General features: G+C 65.0%; 17 protein-coding genes and 1 tRNA gene. 7 read left to right on the top strand and 11 right to left on the bottom strand.

All coding sequences use genetic code 11. The features are described 5' to 3' along the window. The first annotated feature begins 3 nt into the window (after nt 1–3). The 3 genes from ACGYLO_RS04815 to ACGYLO_RS04805 are packed head-to-tail and all read left to right on the top strand — an operon-like array spanning nt 4 to nt 4,372. Complete coding sequence (locus tag ACGYLO_RS04815) at nt 4–948, top strand: hypothetical protein (protein ID WP_271687836.1); 945 nt, start codon at nt 4–6, stop codon at nt 946–948. Further along, nucleotides 945–3,527, top strand: coding sequence for a hypothetical protein (locus ACGYLO_RS04810; protein ID WP_271687835.1), 2,583 nt, complete (start codon nt 945–947; stop codon nt 3,525–3,527). The genes ACGYLO_RS04815 and ACGYLO_RS04810 overlap by 4 nt, the downstream gene beginning before the upstream one ends. Continuing rightward, nucleotides 3,518–4,372: a glycosyltransferase family 2 protein gene (locus tag ACGYLO_RS04805; RefSeq protein ID WP_271689981.1), complete on the top strand. Its 855-nt coding sequence runs from the start codon at nt 3,518–3,520 to the stop codon at nt 4,370–4,372. Before ACGYLO_RS04810 ends, ACGYLO_RS04805 begins: the two co-directional genes overlap by 10 nt. On the opposite strand, the gene ACGYLO_RS04800 is transcribed toward ACGYLO_RS04805, so the two are convergent. Then, entirely contained in the window at nt 4,369–5,574 is a 1,206-nt protein-coding gene (locus ACGYLO_RS04800; protein ID WP_271687834.1) for a glycosyltransferase, read from the bottom strand. The genes ACGYLO_RS04805 and ACGYLO_RS04800 overlap by 4 nt on opposite strands. 159 nt (nt 5,575–5,733) lie before the next feature. Between ACGYLO_RS04800 and ACGYLO_RS04795 the strand changes: the two genes are divergently transcribed. Continuing rightward, nucleotides 5,734–7,044 (top strand): oligosaccharide flippase family protein, encoded by a 1,311-nt coding sequence (locus ACGYLO_RS04795; protein ID WP_271687832.1) that lies wholly within the window; start codon nt 5,734–5,736, stop codon nt 7,042–7,044. Nucleotides 7,045–7,049: 5 nt separating this feature from the next. On the opposite strand, the gene ACGYLO_RS04790 is transcribed toward ACGYLO_RS04795, so the two are convergent. From ACGYLO_RS04790 to ACGYLO_RS04755, 8 genes are all read right to left on the bottom strand, one after another. Beyond that, entirely contained in the window at nt 7,050–8,351 is a 1,302-nt protein-coding gene (locus ACGYLO_RS04790) for a DUF874 domain-containing protein (RefSeq protein ID WP_271687831.1), read from the bottom strand. A 114-nt stretch (nt 8,352–8,465) separates the two neighbouring features. After that, nucleotides 8,466–9,377, bottom strand: a complete 912-nt coding sequence (locus ACGYLO_RS04785) for a CpsD/CapB family tyrosine-protein kinase (RefSeq protein ID WP_271687830.1) — start codon at nt 9,375–9,377, stop codon at nt 8,466–8,468. Between the two features lie 71 nt (nt 9,378–9,448). Further along, nucleotides 9,449–10,165, bottom strand: a complete 717-nt coding sequence (locus ACGYLO_RS04780; RefSeq protein ID WP_394374278.1) for a sugar transferase — start codon at nt 10,163–10,165, stop codon at nt 9,449–9,451. A 615-nt stretch (nt 10,166–10,780) separates the two neighbouring features. Then, nucleotides 10,781–10,855: transfer RNA gene (locus tag ACGYLO_RS04775), tRNA-Glu, on the bottom strand. A gap of 117 nt (nt 10,856–10,972) precedes the next feature. Then, on the bottom strand, nt 10,973–12,712 hold the full coding sequence (gene recJ, locus ACGYLO_RS04770) for a single-stranded-DNA-specific exonuclease RecJ (RefSeq protein WP_271687805.1): 1,740 nt from the start codon (nt 12,710–12,712) through the stop codon (nt 10,973–10,975). A 52-nt stretch (nt 12,713–12,764) separates the two neighbouring features. Next, nucleotides 12,765–13,727 carry a class II fructose-bisphosphatase gene (glpX, locus tag ACGYLO_RS04765; RefSeq protein WP_067266210.1) on the bottom strand — a complete coding sequence of 321 codons (963 nt, stop codon included), beginning with the start codon at nt 13,725–13,727 and terminating at the stop codon, nt 12,765–12,767. A 321-nt stretch (nt 13,728–14,048) separates the two neighbouring features. After that, on the bottom strand, nt 14,049–15,335 hold the full coding sequence (locus ACGYLO_RS04760; RefSeq protein ID WP_271687804.1) for a homoserine dehydrogenase: 1,287 nt from the start codon (nt 15,333–15,335) through the stop codon (nt 14,049–14,051). 116 nt (nt 15,336–15,451) lie between these two features. Continuing rightward, nucleotides 15,452–15,820 carry a hypothetical protein gene (locus tag ACGYLO_RS04755; RefSeq protein ID WP_271687802.1) on the bottom strand — a complete coding sequence of 123 codons (369 nt, stop codon included), beginning with the start codon at nt 15,818–15,820 and terminating at the stop codon, nt 15,452–15,454. Nucleotides 15,821–15,895: 75 nt separating this feature from the next. Between ACGYLO_RS04755 and ACGYLO_RS04750 the strand changes: the two genes are divergently transcribed. Beyond that, nucleotides 15,896–16,480: a TetR/AcrR family transcriptional regulator gene (locus ACGYLO_RS04750; protein WP_271687801.1), complete on the top strand. Its 585-nt coding sequence runs from the start codon at nt 15,896–15,898 to the stop codon at nt 16,478–16,480. Nucleotides 16,481–16,499: 19 nt separating this feature from the next. Here ACGYLO_RS04750 and ACGYLO_RS04745 read toward each other — a convergent pair whose 3' ends face one another. After that, nucleotides 16,500–17,411, bottom strand: a complete 912-nt coding sequence (locus ACGYLO_RS04745; RefSeq protein WP_271687799.1) for a pirin family protein — start codon at nt 17,409–17,411, stop codon at nt 16,500–16,502. Nucleotides 17,412–17,505: 94 nt separating this feature from the next. Further along, nucleotides 17,506–18,879, bottom strand: a complete 1,374-nt coding sequence (locus ACGYLO_RS04740; protein ID WP_276154295.1) for an L-serine ammonia-lyase — start codon at nt 18,877–18,879, stop codon at nt 17,506–17,508. A 253-nt stretch (nt 18,880–19,132) separates the two neighbouring features. Between ACGYLO_RS04740 and rpiA the strand changes: the two genes are divergently transcribed. After that, nucleotides 19,133–19,921, top strand: a complete 789-nt coding sequence (rpiA, locus tag ACGYLO_RS04735) for a ribose-5-phosphate isomerase RpiA (protein WP_067266197.1) — start codon at nt 19,133–19,135, stop codon at nt 19,919–19,921. Nucleotides 19,922–20,011: 90 nt separating this feature from the next. After that, nucleotides 20,012–21,391, top strand: a complete 1,380-nt coding sequence (gene gorA, locus ACGYLO_RS04730) for a glutathione-disulfide reductase (RefSeq protein WP_168612717.1) — start codon at nt 20,012–20,014, stop codon at nt 21,389–21,391. Nucleotides 21,392–21,445: the final 54 nt, after the last annotated feature.

The raw sequence follows: 21,445 nt of genomic DNA, 5'->3' as shown, positions 1-21,445 counted from the left end.
CTCATGGTCGCACTCTCACGCCGTCTCTTTCTGGGGGGCGCCGCGCTTGCCAGCCTCGGCGGCGGGTCTTGGGTCTTTCGCCGGGCGCAGTTGCAGGACCGGGCGGAGGAACTCTATGCCACGCCGCTGAGCGCGCCTTCGGGGCCGATGCAGGTCTATCATCTGGGGCATTCACTGGTGGGCCGCGACATGCCCGCGATGTTGGCGCAGTTGGCAGGGGCGGGGCATAGCTATCACAGCCAGACCGGCTGGGGCAGTTCGCTGCGCGACCATTGGGAGCCGGATGTGCCGGTGAACGGGTTCGAGCGGTCCAACGATCACGCGCAGCACCGGCCCGCCCGGGCGGCCATCGGCTCGGGCGATTACGACGCGGTGGTGCTGACCGAAATGGTCGAGATCGCCGATGCCATCCGCTATCACGACAGCCCTGACTACCTTGCCCATTGGGCGCGGCTGGCCCATGCCGCCCGGCCCGACACCCGCGTCTACCTCTATGAGACTTGGCACCATACGGATGACGGCCAAGGCTGGCTGAAGCGCATCGACCGGGACTTGGATAAATACTGGCGGCGGCAGGTGATCTACCCCGCCTTGCAGGAAGCGGAGGTGCCCATTCATCTGATCCCCGCGGGGCAGGTCATGGCGGCCTTTGTCCGGGCGGTCGACGCCGCTGGCGGGGTGGGCGGTATCATCAGCCTGCATGACCTCTTTTCGCGCGATGAGAATGGCCGCCCCGATACGATCCACTTTAACGATCAGGGGGCTTACCTCGTGGCACTGACCCATTACGCGACCCTCTATCACCGCGACCCGGCAGGGCTGCCGCACGAATTGCTGCGCGCCGACGGCACCCCGGCGCAGGCGCCAAGCGCGGAGGCCGCGCGGCTGATGCAGCGGGTGGTCTGGGACGTGGTCCGCGCCCATCCCGACAGCGGGGTCGCGGCATGAGCGGTCTGGGCGGGCTGTTCTCGGTCCTGATGGTGGGCCACAGTCTTTTTGGGGCCGACGGGCCGGATATGCTGCAAGAGGCGCTGCGCGCCGGGGTGGGCCAAGGCGAGGTGCGCGCGCAGATCATCAACGGCGCGCCCCTGCGCTACAATTGGGATGAATCGGACCGGGCCGAGGGCGTGGATGCCCGTGCGCTGCTGCCCGAGGGGGACATCACCCATCTCATCCTGACCGAGGCGATCCCGCTGGCCAATCATACCCGTTGGTCGGACACCGAAGTCTATGCGCAGGCCTTCTTTGGGCTTGCTGCGGCGGCCAATCCGGAAGTGAAAGTCTATCTGCAAGAGACTTGGCATTCGCTGAAAAGCGGCAGCGGGGAGGCGGTGGCCTATGACGATCACGCCCATATCCCGTGGCGCGAGAGGTTGGAGAGCGATCTGCCCGCGTGGGAGGGGATCGCATCGGCGGTGCGCAGTTCGGAGAACGCGACGATCGAGGTGATCCCAGCCGGGCAAGCGATGGCCCGGCTCTATGATGAAATCGCTGCCGAGAACCTTTCCGGGCTGACCGGGATCGACGCGCTCTTCGCGGATGACATCCATTTGAACGACCTCGGCCACTACTTCGTCGCCATGGTACAATATGCCACGCTGACGGGCAAAGACCCGCTGGGGCTGCCGACGGATTTTAACGATCGCTGGGGCAAGGCTTTCGACACGCCCCAGCCTGATCTTGCCCGCGCCCTGCAGCGGGTGGCCTGGGAGGCGGTGCAGGACTATCAGGGCGGTGCCGTGATGCCGGCGCCCCTCGCGACGCGGCCCGTGGCCGAGGACAACGCCCAGACCGCGCCGATAGCCCCGACCGGCCCGCCCGCGCCCAGCCCGGACAGCGATGCGCCCGAGGCGGCGAAACCTCTCGATCCGCCAGCCCCATTTAAGATTACCGCCCCCGAGGAGGCCGTTGCGGGCACCCGCGACATGGGCATCGGCCTCGCCGCCATCGCGGATTGGAGCGTGCAAGCGCCCTTCCTCGACTTGATGAAAACCGCCCGCCCGTGGCTTGGCCATGTGGCCGGGCGCTTTGGCGGGATGGAATATGCGCAGCTGGTCCAAGGCGGCTATCTCAATGCCGAGGGCTGGCCGGTGAAGATGCCGCGCGAACTTGGCAGCATTGGCACGCTGATCCTGACCGATATGCCGGCGCAGGCGGCGACGCTTAAAGGCCGCTATCTGCTCCGCTTCAAAGGGCAGGGCGTGATTGAGGTCACGGGCCGGGCCGAGAATGTGCGCTATGGCAAGAACGAGGTGCGGTTCGACTATGCGCCGGGGCCGGGCAGTGTCGACATTCGCATTCAACGCATGCACCGCAGCGACCCGCCGCGTGAGATCACCGTGGTCCGCGAAGACCGCGTGGCCGATTACGACGCCGGGGCGCGTTTCAACCCCGATTGGACGCGGCATCTGACGGGGATGAAGGTACTGCGCTTCATGGATTGGATGGCCACCAACGACAGCCCCATCGCCAGTTGGGAAGACCGCCCGCGCCCCGAGGACGTGACCTATGCCCTGCGCGGCGTCCCGGTGGAGGTGATGGTCGCATTGGCCAATGAACTGGGGATCGACCCATGGTTCAACATGCCGCATCTGGCGGATGATGGCTATGTGACCGCCTTTGCGACCTATGTCGAAGAGGCGTTGGAGGGCGAGCGCAAAGCCTATGTGGAGTTCTCGAACGAGGTGTGGAACTGGCAATTCGCCCAGACCCAATGGGCCGATGAGATGGCGCAGGCCCGCTGGGATGAGGCCGAGAAGGGGATGCAGTTCTACGGTCTGCGGGCCGCTGAAGTGGCGCGCATCTGGACGGATGTTTTCGGCGGAGAGGCCGAGGCGCGGTTGCGCAATGTGATCGCGAGCCAAACGGGGTGGCCGGGGCTTGAGCGCGAAGCCTTGGACGCGCCGCTTTACGTGGCCGAGCAGGCGGGCAACAGCGCCCCCGCCACGGCCTTCGATGCCTATGCGATCACCGGGTATTTCGGCGGCGTGCTGGGGTTGGAGGAGAATGCCGAGTTGGTCAGCGGCTGGCTGTCGGACAGCCTTGCTGAGGCTCGCGCCGAGGGGGAGGCGCTGGGGCTGAGCGGCGGCGCTTTGGCCGATTATATCGCGGCCCACCGCTTCGATGCGGCCACAGCCCTTGCGGCGCAGGACCTGCGCCACGGTGGCACCAGCGGTTTGGAGACTGACACGCTGGCCGATCTCATTGGCCGGGTTTGGCCCCATCACGCCGCCGTGGCGCGGGCGCATGACCTCGATCTGGTGATGTACGAAGGCGGCAGCCATGTGGTCGGGCTTGGGGCGCAGGTGAATGACGAAGGACTGACCGAGTTCTTTCACCATCTGAACTACGCCCCCGAGATGGGCGCGCTCTATACCGATCTGATGGCGGGCTGGTTGGCCGTGGGCGGGCAGCTTTTCACCCATTACGCCGACGTCTACGCCCCGACGAAATGGGGCTCTTGGGGGGCGCTGCGCTATCTGGCGGACGACAATCCGCGGTGGGACGCTTTGACCGCATGGAAGTGACCAATGGCGCGTTCCAAGGGGTGAGCGTGTTGATCCCCGCCCATGATGAAGCCGACTGGCTGCCCGCCTGCCTTGATGCGCTCTGCGCCTCCGCGCCGCTGGCGGGGCCGGTCGAGGTGATCGTCGTGGCCAATGGCTGTTCGGACAACACCGCCGAACGCGCCCGTGCAGCGATCCCCTCATTCGAGGCGCGGGGCTGGGTCTTGCGGGTGCTGGAACTGGCCCAAGGCAGCAAGCTGGGCGCGTGGAACGCAGGCGAGGCGGCGGCGCGGGGGGGCGTGTTGGTCTATCTCGACGCCGATGTGCTGGTCTCACCGCCCTTGCTGAGCCAGTTGCAAGAGGCGCTGGCGGGGGACGCGCCGCGCTATGGCAGCGGGGTGCCACGGGTGACGACCTCGGGCGATTGGGTGACGCGCCATTACACGCGGTTCTGGCGGACGACCGGTTTCATGACCCATGGCGTCCCGGGCTTTGGGGCCTTTGCGATGAACCGCGCCGGGCGGGCGCGGTGGGGGGCGTGGCCCGATATCATCTCGGACGACACTTTCGCGCGGCTGAACTTTCGCCCCGAGGAGCGCATCGCCGTGCCCGCCCGCTATGACTGGCCGATGATCGAAGGTTTCGCGCCGTTGGTGCGGGTGCGCCGGCGGCAGGACGCAGGCGTGGCCGAGGTGGCGCGGCTGTTCCCCGAATTGATGCGCAATGACGACCCCCATGACCGACTGCGCCCCTTTTGGCGGCGGGCGCTGGCCGATCCCTTGGGCGCGCTAGTCTTTGTTGCCGTGCGGCTTACGATCCATGCGCCGGTTTTGCGCAGCGCCAACCGCTGGGTGCGGGGGCGCTAGCGGGCGGCCTCTTGCATGTGCTGGGCCAGTTTCGCCGCCTCGCGGGCGACATCATGGCGTGCAAAGACCCGCGTCCGGGCTTTCGTGCCCATTTCCTCTAACGCGGGGAGGGGGGCGTCGTGCAGGGCGGCCATCGCCTCGGCCAAGGCCGCCACATCGCCTGCGGGCACCAGCCATCCGGTCTCGCCCGGCTGCACCAATTCCGGCGTGCCTGCGATATAGGTGGCGATCACGGGGCGGGCGGCGGCCATCGCCTCCATCACCACCATGGGCAGACCTTCGGCGAAACTGGGCATCACAAGTGCATGGGCGGCGCCAAGTTCCGCCGTCACGCGGGCCTCATCGACCCAGCCGGTCAGGGTGATGCGTTCTTGCAGGCCGTGGCGGGCGATCTCGGCATCGATCGCGCCGCGCAGGGGGCCGTCGCCGATCAGGGTGAGATGCAGATCGGGGTGGCTCTCGCGCAGCCGGGCCATGGCGTCGATCAGGGCAAGCTGGCCTTTCTGCTCTACAAACCGTCCGATGGAGACGAGGCGGCGCGGGCCATCGGGCAGGGGGGCGGGGGCCGGGAATTTGGCAAGCTCGATGCCGCAATGCACGACCTTGATGCGCGGCCAATCCGCCGGGGCGGCCCAACGGCACAGCTGGCTGCGCCCGAACTGGCTGATCGCCACGGCAAAGGCCGCGTGGTGGGTTTTCGCACCGAGCGAAAGGGCGCGCGGGCTGTCGAATTCCTCGGGCCCGTGGGTGGTGAAACTATAGCGCGGCCCGCCCAACCTGTGGCAAAGCATCGCGACCATCGCGGCGTTTGTGCCGAAATGGGCGTGCAGATGTTGGATGCCACTCCCCTCAAGCCGGGCGCGCAGATAACAGGCCTCGGCCAGATAGATCAGATGGCGGGCCAGTCCCGTCTCGGCCCGGCGGGCGGCTTGCCGGACATCGCGCAGCGCTTGGCCGAACCGCCGCGGCGCGCGCAGCATCATGCGCAGACTGGCACGGGCGAGGGCGCTGCCACCGGCGGCCAGCACATACTGGGTCGCTGCCGCCTCGGCCTTGTCTTGTGGATCAACCAGCGGCACATCGGGGCCACGCATGGCGAAACGGTCCACCTCATGGCCCGCCGCCTCTAGCGCCGCGATCTCGCGCCGGATGAAGGAATGCGAGGGCTGCGGATAGGTGTTGAGAATATAGGCGATCTTCACGGGCGGTGCGGCCTTGGCTTGGGGCTGATAAACCTTGTTACCCGCCCGCTTGCCACTGGCACAAGGGCGGGCAAGGCTTTAGGCTTTCACAGAGAACTGGCAGAGGCGCAGCAACGGGTGTTTTCCAAGCTTTCCCAAGCGGTAACGGGCAATCGCCTGATGGCACGGGCGCTGCGCTCGACCTCTTGGATCGTCTTGGGTTATGGCGGGTCGCAGGCGATCCGGCTGGCGTCGAACCTGATCCTGACGCGGCTGCTCTTTCCCGAAGCCTTTGGTCTGATGGCGTTAATACAGGTGGTGATTGTCGGGCTGACGCTGTTCTCGGACGTGGGCATCGCCCCCTCCATCGCGCAGAGCAAGCGTGGCGATGATCCGGACTTTCTGAACACCGCTTGGACAATCCAAGCGATCCGGGGGGCGTGTCTGTGGCTCGTCGCCTCTGCATTGGCATGGCCGGTGGCGGCGTTTTACGGCGAGCCGCTCCTGCTGACCTATCTGCCCATCGCCGCGCTAAGCCTCGTGGTCGCCGGGTTCAATCCGACGCGGATCGAGACGGCGCATCGGCATTTGCAAATGGGGCGGCTGACGCTACTGGACCTGACATCGCAGGTGATCGGCATCGTGGTGATGATTCTGGGCGCGGCTCTGTATCAATCGGTGGCGGCGCTGGTGGTCGGCGGCGTCGTGGGCGCCTTGGCGAAACTGGCGCTGACCCATGCTTTCCTGCCGGGGCCGGGCAACCGCTTTCGTTGGGAGCGTCCGGCGGTGCGCGAGTTGGTTCATTTCGGCAAATGGATCTTCCTGTCGACCATGTTCTGGTTCTTTGCCAGTCAGGGTGACAAGGCGATCTTGGGCAAGTTCCTATCGCTCGAAGGGTTGGGCATCTACAACATCGGTTATTTCCTGGCGAGTTTCCCGCTGCTGCTGGGGCAGAATGTCACCGGGCGGGTGATGATCCCGATCTACCGAGAGGCGGGGGGCGGCGACCATCCCAAGCTCAAGCGGATGCGCTATGGGCTGAGCGGCGGGCTGCTGGCACTTTTGGTGGTCATGGCGCTGGCGGGGCCGTGGTTGGTCTCGGTCCTCTATGACCCGCGCTATCTGCAAAGCGGCGCGATTCTGGTGATGCTGGCGCTGGCGCTGATGCCGCAGGTGATCGGGATGACCTATGACCAAGCGGCCCTTGCCGCGGGGGATTCGCGGCGGTTCTTCATCTCTTCTGCCTCAAGGGCCAGCCTGCAAGTGGGGCTGCTGCTGGCGGGGGTGGTCACCGCCGGTTTGCCGGGGGCGCTGATCGGGTTGGGGGCTGCGATGGTGCTGTCGCATCTGGTGCTGATCTGGCTCGCAAGGGCGCATGGCGTCTGGGACGCGCGGCATGATCTGACCTTCGCCCTCTTGGGGCTGGCGCTCGGCGCGCTGGCGCTTTGGTTGCATTGGGACCGGGTGCTGGGGCTGAGTGCCACGGTCTGAGCGGTTCAGCTCTTTTGCTTGCGGGCCATCCGCGCGGCGCGGCCTTCTTTCCCGGCCTTCAAGCGCTCCTGCCAAACCTTGCCCAAGGTCCGGCGCTTTTCGCGCGGGCTGAGGTCGGGGATCGACACGACTGGGATCAACCCCGTCTCGCGCGTCATCTGCCGGGCCGAGCGGATCACCGGGCGGCGCAGTTCCAGCAGGAAGGCCACGATCAGCGCCAGCGCCAAGCTGGCCATCCCGCCCACCGCCGCGCGTTTCTTGCGGCTGAGCGATACGGGGTAATCAGGCAGTTCGGCCTGCTCCAAGGTGATCAGCTTCTCGCCCCGCTGATCGGATTCGAGAGAGAATCCCACCTCCGCCTCATTCCGGCGGGCGGTGATCACCTCCAACTGGTCTTGCAACTGGGTCAGACGGCGTTCGAACCGGGCCAGCTCCCGCTCGACCTCGGGCGAGGTTTGCAGGCTGGCGGTCAGGGTTTCGCGCTGTTCTTGCAGCAGGTCGCGCTGCGTGGTCAGGCTTTCGAGCGTGGCATCCAACTCGGCCTGTTCGCGGGCGATGGTGGCGGCGCGGGCATCGGGGTTGACCCGATCGCGCGCCAGCCGCGTGGCGATGATTTCACGGTCAAGTTCAAGAATGGCGTCATTGAGGCTGCTGATCTCGCCGCGGCGAAACTCAAGACTGCCTTCGAGCGACAGGTCGTTTTCGGCCCGGTAATCGGCCAGTTCGGCCTCAAGCTCCGAAATGTCGCGGATCAGGTTCTGCTCTTGGCGCTGGAAAAACTCCAAGGTTTCTTGCGTCTGGCTCTGGCGTCGGGCGGCGGACATCTGGCGCGTGCGGTCGGCGAATTCGCGGGCCACGGCCTGCGCATCGGCGGGGTTGTCCATCTCGGCGGTGAAGGTCATGACCGAGATGGTCCCGTCATCCGCATAGCCTTCGCGCGGGGCGGCGACGCCGGTGATGGTGACCGAACGGCGCAGCAGATCGACTTTCTCGGACATGCGCAGCGCGGTCAGATCGTCATAAAGATCAAAGCGTTGAATGATATCGACCAAGGTGCCGCGCGCCATCAACTGCTGTTCGATCAATTGCAAACGCCGCGCCGAAGACCCTTCGACCGTGGAGGGGGCCAGATCATTGGCGATCTTGGGCTGCTCGATCTGGATGACTTCGGAGGATTGGTAGACATGCGGGGTCGCAAGCGCCCAGTAGACCGAGGCGATACAGCCCAGAAGCGTGATCAAAATGATCACGCCCGCGCGGCGGCGGATCATGTCGATGAAGTCATCGAATGTATAGATCGGTCCCATGTGCCTCTTTCCAACCTGCCCAAAGCCCCCGACCGTTGCCCGGCGGAGTTTCCCTGCCTAGATCAGATGACTTGGGCGATAATAGGGCGCAAGCAAGGACGGCGACAGGGGGTGTCAGGCATATTTCGGCAGGCTAGAGGCCCGCGCCCGGTTCAGCACGATGCCCAAGAGCGGCACCTGACCTTCGAGCATCCGTTCGCATTCGCGCAGGTGACGCGCCATGGTTTGGCTGCCGTCTGAGATCAGCAAGACCCCGTCCAATTGCGGCAAGAAGGCCGAGAGATCGTCATGCTCAAGCATCGGCGGCATGTCGTAGAGGACGATTTCAGGCTGGAGCGAAGCACGCAGGCGCAGCAGGGTTTCCGCCGTGGCACTGTCTTGCAGGATTTCGGCGGCATTCACCTCGGCCCGGTCATTCAGACCGAGGGCCAACGTGTCGCTCACCCGCAGCATGCCTTTGCCAAGGTCGGCGCGACCGCTCAGCAAATCGCTCATCGCGCCGGGGGCCTGCATGTCGAACGCACGGGCCAGACCGGGGCTGCGCATGTTCATGTCCATTAGCACGGTGCGCGATCCCGGCACACGCGACAGGCTCAGCGCCAGATTGGTCGCGGAAAAGCTGTTACCGCAGCCCGAGGTGGGGGCGGTGATTGCGATATTGACCCAGCGATGCTCTAACGTGGTTTGACGCAGGCGCGTACGCAGCAGGTCAAAGGCCCGCGCGGCGGCGCTGTTGCGGTGATCGTCGACCAGCGGCATGTCTCCGCCGGGGCCGGGTGTGGCGATGGGCAGATCTTGCCAGCGCGGCGCGCGGTCGTCACCGATGTAGCGGGAAACGGCAGGGGCGGCGGGCAGGCTGTCTTCAACGGTCAGGTCGCCTTCGGAGAAATCGCCGTCGAACTCATCTTCATGGTCGATCACGGTGCGGCGCGGGCGGATGCTGTGGCGCATCCCCGGGCCGCCGAACTGCGCCGTCACATCGCTGTTGTCCGCGCCGAGGGCATCGGATGCGTAGAGGTCTCTCATCGTCTTCCCTTTCGATTTCTTGAACATAAGGCGCTGAATTTCTCGTTATTGCCGGGCGCGGCGAGCATCGCTCAGCACCCGGTCCGGCGCAAGACGACGCCGACGGTTTTCAGCAAAATGGTCAGGTCCATCGGCAGCGACAGATTGCGGCGATAGGCGGCGTCGACCTCATTGCGATAGGTGAAACGGCTGTTGTTACGGGCCGAGACCTGCCACAGCCCAGTGATGCCAGGGCGCAGCGCGAAATAGGCTTTCGCATCGCCGTACATCTTAAGCTGGTCGGGCATCATGGGGCGCGGGCCGATCAGGCTCATGTCACCCTTGAACACGTTCCAAAGCTGCGGCAGCTCATCCAGCGAGGTTGCCCGCAGGAAAGCGCCCACCCGCGTGATGCGCGGATCGTCCTTCAGCTTTTGCATCTCATCCCATTCCGCCCGCATTGCCGGGTTCGCGGCAAGGTAGCTCTCCAGCACCGCGTCGGCATCGCGCACCATGGTGCGCAGCTTCAGGATGGAGAATCCTTTGCCGCTCCGGCCAAGGCGCTTTTGCGTATAGAAGGGCTGACCGCTTTCGATCCACAGCGCCAGCGCGCAAAGCGCGATGATCGGCAGGGCGATGGGCAGGGACGCGAGGATCAGCAGCCGGTCGAGAAGCGGTTTCGCGTAGCGGCCATAAAGGCCGGTCGGACGCAGACGAAGGGCCGCCAGCGCGCGCGGCGCGGGCAGCACCGCAGTCCCCGCCATGACAGGCTGTGCACGGCCCAGCACAGGACCGGCGATCACTTCCATCGAGCCATAGGCATGGCTGTGTGCGTCAAAGTACTTCATTCCAAACCCCCCAGGGTTGAATCGCATTCATTCGGACCGTTTCGGCCCACGGCGCCTTCGCACCGCTCCGTCTCAACGACCTATCCGGCCTATACGTTCAGGTAGGATATGTATCATTTGTTACCACCTTTTCGCCTTATTCGATCCTTTTTCTCAGAAACAGACTGTTTCGCGGGGCGGCGGGCAGGTGGAGATTTAGGAGTGAGTTGAGGGCGTTATGGGGGCGCCATGGGGTGCAGATGTGTGGCGTTCGATGGTGGAGGGGAGGGCGTGCGCAGGCGTAGATCGGGTGTCAAGTCATTGATAAAAAGGGTCTTATGGGGCGCTGGAGTTCCGGATGATCATCTGCCTCAGGTCTCGGCCGCTAAGCCTGTGCGCCTTCGGATAGCGAGGGTATCTAGGCGCAAGCCACCACCCGTCGCGCAATTCTCACAATAATGTCAGGGCGATAAATGGGCGACAGTTGGGCGCAGGGCGCAGGTGGGCGAACGCCAGAAACCCCGGATCGGCAGCGCAATTCCGGGGATATTCTTCGGTGCCTCTAAAGGCTTGTCTATGTATTCTGGAGAAGAAAAGTGGCAGCCCGTAGGGGAATCGAACCCCTCTTTCCAGGTTGAAAACCTGGCGTCCTAACCGATAGACGAACGGGCCACTCTTTTGTCAGTCCAGTGCAGCGTTTGGTGTGTGCTGCTCTGTCTGTGAGCGGACGTTTAAGTAATACTGCGGGGGGCTGCAAGCGGAAAAATGAAGTTTCTTCAGAAAAAGTTTTCAGGCCCGCGCGGCGTCCTCCAAACGCAGTTGAACGGTGCGCCGACCGCGGAAATTGTTAATGTCGAGACGGCCCGCGAGGTGGAAACGCGCGCCGCCGTGGTTTTCCAGCGCGGGGCCGAGGGGGCCGTCGTAAGCGCCAAATGAAATCGCCTCGAGGTTCGCGCCCAGCCCGTCGCCGAAACTTACTTTGAGGTGGTTCTCGCCCACGCGTTTGGCAAAGCGGATTTGCATGTCCGCAAAGGCATAGCGCGGGGCAGGGGCGCCGGCGCCGAAGGGGCCGGCTTGGTCGACCATCTCGGCCAGCTCCACGGTGGCTGCGCCGGGCATCATCATGCCGCAGAGGTTGAGGTCGGCGGGGCCTGCCAAATGCGCGCCCTGTTTGGTGAGTAATTCGCCCAAGCGCGCCATCGCCGCGTCGATCTTGTCTTCCGCCACGGTCAGGCCGGCTGCCATCTTGTGCCCGCCACCCTTGATCAGCAGCCCTTCGGCAGCCAGACGCTGAATCGGCGCGCCGAGGTCGATGCCGCTGATCGAGCGGCCTGAGCCTTTGCCGATGCCGTCTTCGACGCCGATAACGATAGAGGGGCGGTTGGCGGCTTCCTTCAGGCGTGAGGCGACGATGCCCACCACGCCGGGATGCCAGCCGGGGCCAGCGGCCCATGCCAGCGGCCCGTCAAAGCCGCGCTCTTCGGCCTGTGCCATGGCGCTGGCGCGCACGGCGGCCTCAACCTCGCGGCGGTCGGTGTTGAGCTGGTCGAGGCGTTCGGCCAATGCGGCGGCCTCATGCGGGTCGGCGGTGGCCAAAAGCCGTGCGCCAAGGTCGGCTTGGCCAATGCGCCCGCCCGCGTTGATGCGGGGGCCAAGCAGAAAGCCCAAGTGATAGGCCGTGGGGGCCGTGTCCATCCGCGCCACATCCGACAGGGCGGCAAGGCCGGGCCGCGCGCGCCGAGCCATGACCTTGAGCCCCTGACGCACGAAAGCACGGTTGACGCCGGTGAGTGGGGCCACATCGGCGACGGTGGCCAGCGCCACCAGATCAAGCATCGTCATCAGATCCGGCCCCTTGCGCCCCGCTTCGCGCAATTGCCGCCCCACTTCGACGAGCATCAAGAACACGACGGCAGCGGCGCAGAGATGCGCCAGCGTGCCGTCTTCGTCCTGTCTGTTGGGGTTCACCACGGCCAGCGCATCGGGCAGCGTTTCGCCGCCAAGGTGGTGGTCCAACACGATGACATCCGCGCCCTTGGCGGCGGCGATGGGGCCATGGGACAGCGTGCCGCAGTCGACGCAGACGATCAGGTCATGCTCGGCGGCGAGGGCCGACATCGCCTCGTCATTCGGGCCATAGCCCTCGTCGATACGGTCGGGGATATAGAGCGTCGCACGGTGGCCCATGTCGCGCAGCCAGACCAGCAGCAGCGCGGCGGAAGAGCCGCCGTCCACGTCATAGTCCGCGAAAATCGCGATGCGTTCGCGGTTTTGCAGGGCCGAAAGAAACCGCGTCGCTGCCGCCTCCATATCGCGCAGGGATCGGGGATCGGGCAGCAGGTCGCGCAGGGCGGGGGCCAGAAAGCCCGCCGCTTGGGTATCGACCACGCCGCGGCGCGCCAGCACTTGGCACACCGGATCGGGCAGGCCCGCGCGCTGCACCAGCAGTTCCGCCGCGCGGGTCAGTTCCACGTCAGGACCGATCCAGCGCCGCCCGGTCAAAGATGTTTCGACACCGAGAAAGCTCATGCGGACCTCATTTGGCCGTTATGGAATAGGGTGGGAAGGGCCAGTCTGGCCCTCATTCCGCCGGGGTGCGGTAGTTGATGCGGCGGACCGAACCGGTGCGCGAGCGCATGATCAGCGTCTCGGTGGTCAGCCAGCCCGGCTCTCGTTTCACGCCCGGAAGGATGTTGCCGCCGGTGACGCCTGTCGCGGCAAAGATCACGTCCTGGGTGACCATCTCGTCGCGCGAATAGACGCGGTCGAATTCGGTGATCCCGGCCTTGGCGGCGCGGCCCTTTTCGTCTTCGTTGCGGAACAGCAGGCGGCCATACATCTGCCCGCCCATGCATTTCAGCGCCGCGGCGGCCAGCACGCCTTCGGGCGCGCCGCCTTGGCCCATATACATGTCGATGCCGGTTTCGGGGTCGGCGCAATGCATCACGCCCGCCACGTCCCCATCGGTGATCAGACGGATGGCCGCACCAGTTGCGCGGACCTCGGCGATCATGTCGGCGTGGCGGGGGCGTTCGAGGATGCAAACGGTGATGTCGGACGCCGCGCAGCCCTTGGCGCGGGCCAGCGCTTCGACACGCTCACCGGGGCTCATGTCGAGGGTGACGACATCGGTCTCAAAGCCCGGCCCGATGGCGAGCTTGTCCATATAGGTGTCGGGCGCGTGCAGCATGGAGCCGCGCGGGCCCATGGCGATCACGGTCAGTGCGTTGGGCATGTCTTTGGCGGTCAGCGTGGTGCCTTCGAGCGGGTCCAGTGCGATGTCTACGCCGGGGCCTTTGCCGGTGCCGACCTCTTCGCCGATATAGAGCATCGGGGCCTCGTCCCGCTCGCCTTCGCCGATGACCACGACGCCCGCGATGTCGAGCATGTTGAGCTGTTCGCGCATGGCGTTCACGGCGGCTTGGTCGGCGGCTTTCTCGTCACCCTTGCCGATCAGCTTGGCCGAGGCCAGCGCGGCGGCTTCGGATACGCGGGCGAGGCCCAGAGAGAGCATGCGGTCTTGGAATTCGGCGGAAGCGGTCATGGAGTATCCTTGGGTGCAATGTGTTTCCTGTCCTGTACCCTCGCGCGGGCCTCGGGGCAAGTTTTGGGTTGGGGGAGCGGCTGCCCCTTCGGCCGAAACTGCCACCCCGGCCCGGAATCAAGCCGTAGGCGCCGGGCCATCGGCTGCCCGCCTCGTCACGCCGAAGGCGTGCCGGTCTATCTAGGTGCACCTTTGGTGCGACCGGGTAGGCGATTTGGTGGGGCTGGGTGCGCCCCCGCGGGCGCACACCATGGTTAAGCCATAACGTGGCACGAAGCACCGTCTCATCGCCGACCCGCGGGCAGGAGATGGCCCTCAGCCTCAGACCTCTTCGATCCGCAGCGCCACCGGTTCACCGGCCAGCACGCCCGTCTTGTCCATATTCGCCAGTGCCTCCAGCAGCGCATTGCGGCTGGTCTTATGCGTCACGATCAAAACCGGGGCAGAAGTGTCGGAATGCTCATACTGGCGCATCCGGTAGATGCTCACACCCGCTTCGCCCAGCACCGTGGCGATTTTCGCCAAAGCGCCGGGTTTGTCGACCAGCGCCATGCGCAGGTAGTAGGGGGCAGGGCGCTGACTGCTGGCGGGGGTGGTTTGCTCAAGCGTTCCGGCAGACTGGCCAAAGACCGGCCCGCGCAACCCGCGCGCGATGTCGCAGACATCGGCCATCACGGCGCTGGCCGTCGGCCCTTCGCCCGCACCGGCACCGCGCAACACGATCTGGCCCACGGCATCGCCTTCGATCACCACCATATTGGTGCCGCCATCAAGTTGCCCCAAAGGCGAGGTATGCGGCACGAGGCAGGGCATCATCCGCTGCTCCAGCCCGCGGCCGGTTTTCTGGGTCACGCCCAGCAGTTTGATCTTGTAGCCCATGTCAGCGGCGGCGCGGATGTCTTCGATGGCGACCCGCTCGATCCCCTCAAGCTGGATGCCGTCAAAGTCGATCTTGGTGCCAAAGGCGATGGAGGACAAGATCGCCAGCTTATGCGCCGCGTCGATGCCGCCCACATCCAATTGCGGATCGGCTTCGAGATAGCCCAGCCCATCGGCCTCGGCGAAAATCTCTTGATAGGTTTTGCCCGAGTCCTCCATCCGCGTCAGGATGTAATTGCACGAGCCGTTCATCACCCCCATGATCCGGGTGATCTCATTCCCGGCAAGCCCCTCCATCAGCGTCTTGATGACCGGGATGCCGCCCGCCACAGCCGCCTCATAGCGCAGGGCTACGCCCGCGCCCTCGGCCTGTTCGGCCAGCGCTTGGCCATGGATCGCCAGCATTGCCTTGTTGGCGGTGACCACATGTTTGCCGGCCGCTAGTGCGGCTTCGGTCGCGGCCTTGGCGGGGCCGTCCGCGCCGCCCATGAGTTCGACGAACACATCCACGTCATCGCGGGTGGCCAATTTGACGGGGTCATCCTCCCAATCATAGGAAGAGAGTGACAGCCCGCGGTCCTTGTTCCGGGTGCGGGCCGAGACCGCAGAAACCGTCATCGCGCAGCCGGTGCGGGCCTCTAATAGGGCGGCCTGCTGGCGCAGAATGCGCAGCACACCCACGCCCACGGTTCCCAATCCGGCAATCCCGAGGCGAAGCGGCTTAGACATGGCGGTGGTCCTTCTGGTCTGATCCGAAAGGCCCGGCAGGCGAGGCCGGGCATAGCCGCGATGTAGCGGGTTCGGCGCCTGCGTGCAACGCGCATACGCATCACGGGGATGCCCGTTTATTCAGCGCTTTCGCTGTCCTCGGCGGCTTGGCGGGCGCGCTGGAGTTCGGCAGCACGCGCCCTGAGCCGCGCCACCCGCGCGGCACTGGCGGATTGGGCGCTTGTGCGGCTGACGCGCGCCGCGCGGGCTTCAAGATTGGCCGCACGCCCCGTGAGGGCCGCTTCGGTCCGCGCCGGGTCGATCCGCCCGGCGGTGGCCTTGGCCAGAAGCGGGTCGATCGGGACCAGATCGGGGTAGGGGGCGGCCTCCAACGCGGGTGTGATGGTGCGGTCGAGTTCGGGAAACTGCGTGCAGCCCGCCAGCAGCGAGACGCCCAGAAGCAGGGCGATGGTCGAGAGGGGGCGGGGCGGGCGCGCTTGGGTCATGCCTCGTTCTGCCCCAGCCGTGATCTTCGCGCAAGCGGGGTTTGCTTTTGAACGCTTGTTCATTAAATTGCCGCCATGGCAAGAACCACAGGCTCCCACTCCGATATCACCGGCCCGCGTGTCCGCGCAGCCGCGCTGCGGCTTTTTGCGCGGGGCGGCTATGCCGCCGTGTCGATGCGCGCCATTGCCGCCGAAGTCGGCGTGCAGGCCGGGGCGCTCTATAACTACACGCCCGACAAGCAGAGCCTGCTGTTCGACCTGATGCAGGCGCATATGACCGACCTGCTGGCCGAAACGCCCCATAATCCGAGCCGCCCCGCAATGCAGCAGTTGCAGGATTTCGTGGCCTTCCATATCCGTTTTCACGCGGATCGGCCCGATGAGGTTTTCATCGCCTATATGGAGTTGCGCAATCTGACGGAGGAGAATTTCGCCGTGATCGAGCGGCTGCGCCGCGACTATGAGGACCGGTTGGAGACGATCCTGCGCGCCGGGGTGGCGAGCGGCGATTTCGCCGTCGCCGACACCAAGATCGTGACGCTGGCGATCATCGCCATGCTGACCGGGGTGAACACTTGGTACCGCGCGGGCGGACGGCTCTCGCTTGACGAGGTCGTCGCACAGTATTGGGACATGGTGCGCAAGGCCGTGACCGTCTGAGCGGCCACGGCCCTTTGGGTCAATGGGCGGGGCGGATGAAGGTCCCGTTGTTGAGGTCGCGCATTGCCTGTTGTATCTCGGCGCGGGTGTTCATCACGATCGGCCCGTGCCACGCCACCGGCTCTTCAATCGGCGCGCCCGAGATCAGCAGGAAACGCACCCCCTCTTCACCGGCCTGCACCGTGACCTCATCGCCGGTGCCAAAGCGGATGAGCGTGCGGTCCCCGGACATGTCGCGGATGTTGACCTCCTCGCCGGCGACCTCTTTCTCCAGCAGCACGCCCGACGGGGCGGAAGCATCGGCGAAAGCGCCCGCGCCTTGGAAGACATAGGCAAAGGCCCGGCGGTAGGTGTCGATGCGAAAGGTCTTTTTCACGCCCGCAGGCACGAAGATATCCAGATACTGCGGATCGGCGGCGATGCCATCGACGGGGCCGCGTTTGCCCCAGAACTCGCCGGTGATGATTTTGACCCTCGTGCCGTCGTCATCGGTCACCACCGGGATGTCGGCGGATTTCATATCCTGATAGCGCGGCGCGGTCATCTTCTGGGCCGAGGGCAGGTTGCCCCAAAGCTGGAAGCCGTGCATCTGCCCGTTGGCATTCCCGCGCGGCATTTCTTGGTGCAGGATGCCCGATCCGGCGGTCATCCACTGCACGTCGCCCGCGTTCAGATCACCGGTATTGCCGAGCGAATCCGCATGGGCCACAGTGCCTTCGAGCACATAGGTGATCGTCTCGATCCCGCGGTGCGGGTGCCAAGGGAAGCCCTTCTCGAAGTCGCGCGGATGCTCGTTGCGGAAGTCGTCGAACAGCAGAAAGGGGTCAAGCTCCGACGGGTCGTGGAAGCCGAAAGCGCGGTGCAGTTTCACCCCGGCGCCTTCCATCGTGGGCGTGGCGCGGCGGGTTTCCAATGTGGGTCTGAGGGACATGATGCTCTCCTTTGCAGTTGCTCAGAAGATAGGGGGCGGCGGTCACCTCAACAATTCGCCCCGGCGAACGGGGCCTGTGCAAATTTGCGCAGCTTCAGCAGTTCGGCACATTCACCGCCAACCCGCCGAGGGAAGTTTCCTTGTATTTCTCGCTCATGTCCGCGCCGGTCTGGCGCATGGTCTCAATACAGGCATCGAGCGGCACAAGATGCGTGCCGTCGCCGCGCAGCGCCAGAGAGGCCGCCGAGACCGCCTTGATCGCGCCCAGGCCGTTGCGCTCGATACAAGGCACCTGCACCAGCCCTTTGACGGGGTCGCAGGTCATGCCGAGGTGATGCTCCAGCGCGATTTCGGCGGCGTTTTCGATCTGCTGCGGGGTGCCGCCCATCACGGCGCAGAGCCCGGCGGCGGACATGGCGGCGGCGCTGCCGACTTCGGCCTGACAGCCTGCTTCGGCGCCTGAGATCGAGGCGTTGTATTTCACCAGCCCGCCAATCGCGGCGGCGGTGAGCAGGAAGTCTTCGATATGCGCCTCAGACGCGCCGGGGACATGGTCGAGGTAATAGCGCAAGGTCGCCGGCATCACGCCTGCGGCCCCGTTGGTCGGCGCGGTCACGACCTGCCCGCCGGCGGCGTTCTCCTCGTTGACGGCCATGGCATAGACGCTCATCCAATCGTTGATCGTATGCGGGGCGGATTGGTTCTGTCCGCGCTCCGCCATCAGCGCGTCGTAGATGCCCTTCGCGCGGCGTTTCACCTGCAACCCGCCGGGCAGAGTGCCCTCGGAGGTTAGGCCCCGGTCGATGCAGTCGCGCATGACCTGCCACAGCCGTTTCGACCCGGCGCGCAGGTTCTCGGCCCCGCCACGCGCCTCTTCATTGGCGCGTTTCATGCCCGCGATGGTTTTGCCGGATTTGGCCGACATCTCAAGCATTTCCGCGGCGGACTTGAAGGGGAAGGGCACCGGCGCGCCCTCATCCGTGTCCTTGCCTGCGGCGAGTTCCTTTTCGGTCATCACGAAGCCGCCGCCGATGGAATAATAGGTCTCGCGCAGTGTCACGTCGCCTTGGGCATCGGTGGCCATCAGCATCATGCCGTTGGCATGGCCCGCAAGCTTGGTGTCGTAGTCAAAGATCATGTCGCGCTGAGGGTCAAAGCGCAGTTCGGGCAGGCCGTCGACGCTGATGCGGCGGGTCTGTTTGATCTCTTCCAACACCTTTTCGGCGGCATCGGCGTCATAGTCCTCGGGCGTGAACCCGGCGAGGCCGAGGATCGTGGCGCGGTCGGTCGCATGGCCGACGCCGGTAAAGGCGAGGCTGCCGTGCAGCGAGGCGCGCAGCCCGGCGAATTGGAAGGGCGATGCGCGCATCTGGTCAAGGAAACGCCCCGCCGCCACCATCGGCCCCATGGTATGCGAAGACGAAGGGCCGATGCCCACTTTGAACATGTCGAAAACCGAAAGAAACATCAGGTGGCGGACCCTTTTATGGTTGCGGGTGGCGGGCGCGGTGGGACGGGTATCGCCCAGACCTTTGGCGCATTGCAAGCGGCCTGGGCCCGATCCAACCATTTCCCGCCGCCCCGCGGCGCGCCGAAAGCGACAGGCCGTGCGCTCTGCCCGTCCTGTCGGCGTGCGGCACCGCCAAAAACCGCCGACTTGCCCCTCGCACCCTATGCCAATTCGCCCTATAACGCGGCAAACGCCTGCAAGGGAGCACCCGATGTCCGGAGACCTATCACCGATCGACAAGGCCAAATTCGTGGCCGCGAAACGGGCGTGCGAATTCGTGGAAGACGGGATGCGCGTGGGGCTTGGCACCGGATCGACGGCGGCGTGGCTGGTGCGCTGTCTGGGTGAGATGGTGCGCGACGATGGGCTGCGGATCAAAGGCGTGCCGACCTCCTCGCGCACCGCGCAACTGGCGCGGGATGTGGGGATCGAGGTGATCTCCCTCGATGAGGCGAAATGGCTCGATCTGACGATTGACGGGGCAGATGAATTTGACGGTGACCTGAACCTCATCAAGGGCGGCGGTGGGGCCCTGCTGCAAGAAAAGATCGTGGCGACGGCCAGCGATCAGATGGTGGTGATCGCCGATATCGGCAAAGAGGTGCATCATCTGGGCGCATTCCCCCTGCCGATCGAGGTGATTCCCTTTGGCTGGCAGACCACGCAGGCGCTGGTCGAAGAGACGCTGATCTCGATGGATGTGCTTGGCCAAAGCTCGACCCTGCGGATGAATGGCGAGGTGCCTTTTATCACCGACGAGGGGAACTATATCCTAGACCTGCGGCTGGGGCGCATCGGCAACGCACGGCAATTGGCGCTGGTGCTGAACCAGATGCCCGGCGTGGTGGAAAACGGCCTGTTCATAGATATCTGTGACGCGGTTGTGATCGGTTACGGGGATGGCAGGGTAGAGGTGCGCGACATAAATGAAGGCACCGTGGCGACCGACCGTTTGGAATTCGTCGAGACCGACAACCTGTTTTCCGACCTGAGCGATTAACGCCGACAAAGCGAGACACGCGCGACCCCGCGCAACACCGAAATATGCGCGATCCCGCGCAAGACCCAAAACGACTAAGAGAGGCGCCAAATGGCCAAGAATGAATTCGACTACGACCTGTTTGTGATCGGTGGCGGCTCGGGCGGTGTGCGCGCGGCGCGTGTCGCGGCGGGCGAGCATGATGCCAAGGTCGGTCTGGCCGAGGAAGACCGCTATGGCGGCACTTGCGTGATCCGGGGCTGCGTGCCGAAAAAGCTGATGGTCTTCGCCTCGGGCTATGCCGATGTGGTGGATGAGGCGAAATGCTTTGGCTGGGATCTCAAGGCTGGGCCGTTTGACTGGCATGACTTCAAGGGCCGTTTGAACACCGAGTTGGACCGTCTCGAAGGGGTCTATCGCAAGCTTCTGAAGAACTCCGGCGTTGACACATTCGACGCCCGCGCGCGGATCAAAGACCCCCATACCGTGGCCCTGTCCGACGGGACCGAGAAGACCGCGAAACACATCCTTATCGCCAGCGGCGGCCGCCCCGTGCGCCCCGAGATCGAGAATGCGGAACTGGGGCTGGTCTCTGACGATCTGTTCCATCTAGAAAAACTGCCCAAGTCGATCCTGATCATCGGCGGCGGCTATATCGCCTGTGAATTCGCCTGTATCCTCAATGGTTTGGGTGTCGAAGTGACGCAATACTACCGCGGCGCGCAGATCCTGCGCGGCTTTGACGACGAAGCCCGCGGCATGGTGGCCGAGATGATGCAGGAAAAGGGGATCGACCTGCATCTGGGCACCAACATTCTGGAGATGACGCCGAGCCACGAAGACGGCAGCGGCCCGATGAAGGTCAAGCCGACCAACGGCACCGAAAAGATGTTCGACCAGGTGCTCTTTGCCACAGGCCGTCGCCCCAACAGCGATGACATGGGGCTGGAAGACTTGGGCGTGAAACTGGGCCGCAGCGGTGAGATCGAGGTGGATGAATACAGCCAGACGGCGGTGCCTTCCGTCTATGCCATCGGCGACGTGACCAACCGCATCAACCTCACGCCGGTGGCGATCCGCGAGGGCATGGCCTTTGTCGAGACCGTCTTTGGCGGCAACCCGACGCCGGTGGATCATGATCTGGTGCCTTCGGCGATCTTCACCCAACCCGAGATGGGCACCGTAGGGCTGAGCGAGGAGGCCGCGCGGGAGGCGGGGCCGATCGAGGTCTATGCGACCTCTTTCAAACCGATGCAGGGCGCTTTTGCGGGCAAGGCTGACCGGGTGCTGATGAAGCTCATCGTCTGCGCCGACACGCGGGTGGTGCTGGGCTGTCATATCGTCGCACCCAATGCGGGCGAATTGATCCAGATGGTCGGCATCGCGGTCAAGATGGGCGCCACGAAAGAGCAGTTCGACGCCACCTGTGCGGTGCACCCGACCATGTCCGAAGAACTGGTGACCATGCGTAATCCGACTCGCACGGCTTGAATATCACGCGAAAGCGTACAATTTTTGGAACGATAGGCCGCATGGGCGGCCCAG

The sequence above is a fragment of the Sulfitobacter sp. 1A13353 genome (genome assembly GCF_043557255.1).
In the GTDB taxonomy this organism is placed as follows: domain Bacteria; phylum Pseudomonadota; class Alphaproteobacteria; order Rhodobacterales; family Rhodobacteraceae; genus Sulfitobacter; species Sulfitobacter faviae.
Note: the sequence above shows the minus strand (reverse complement) of the source record. Positions and strands in the feature narration are given on the sequence as shown.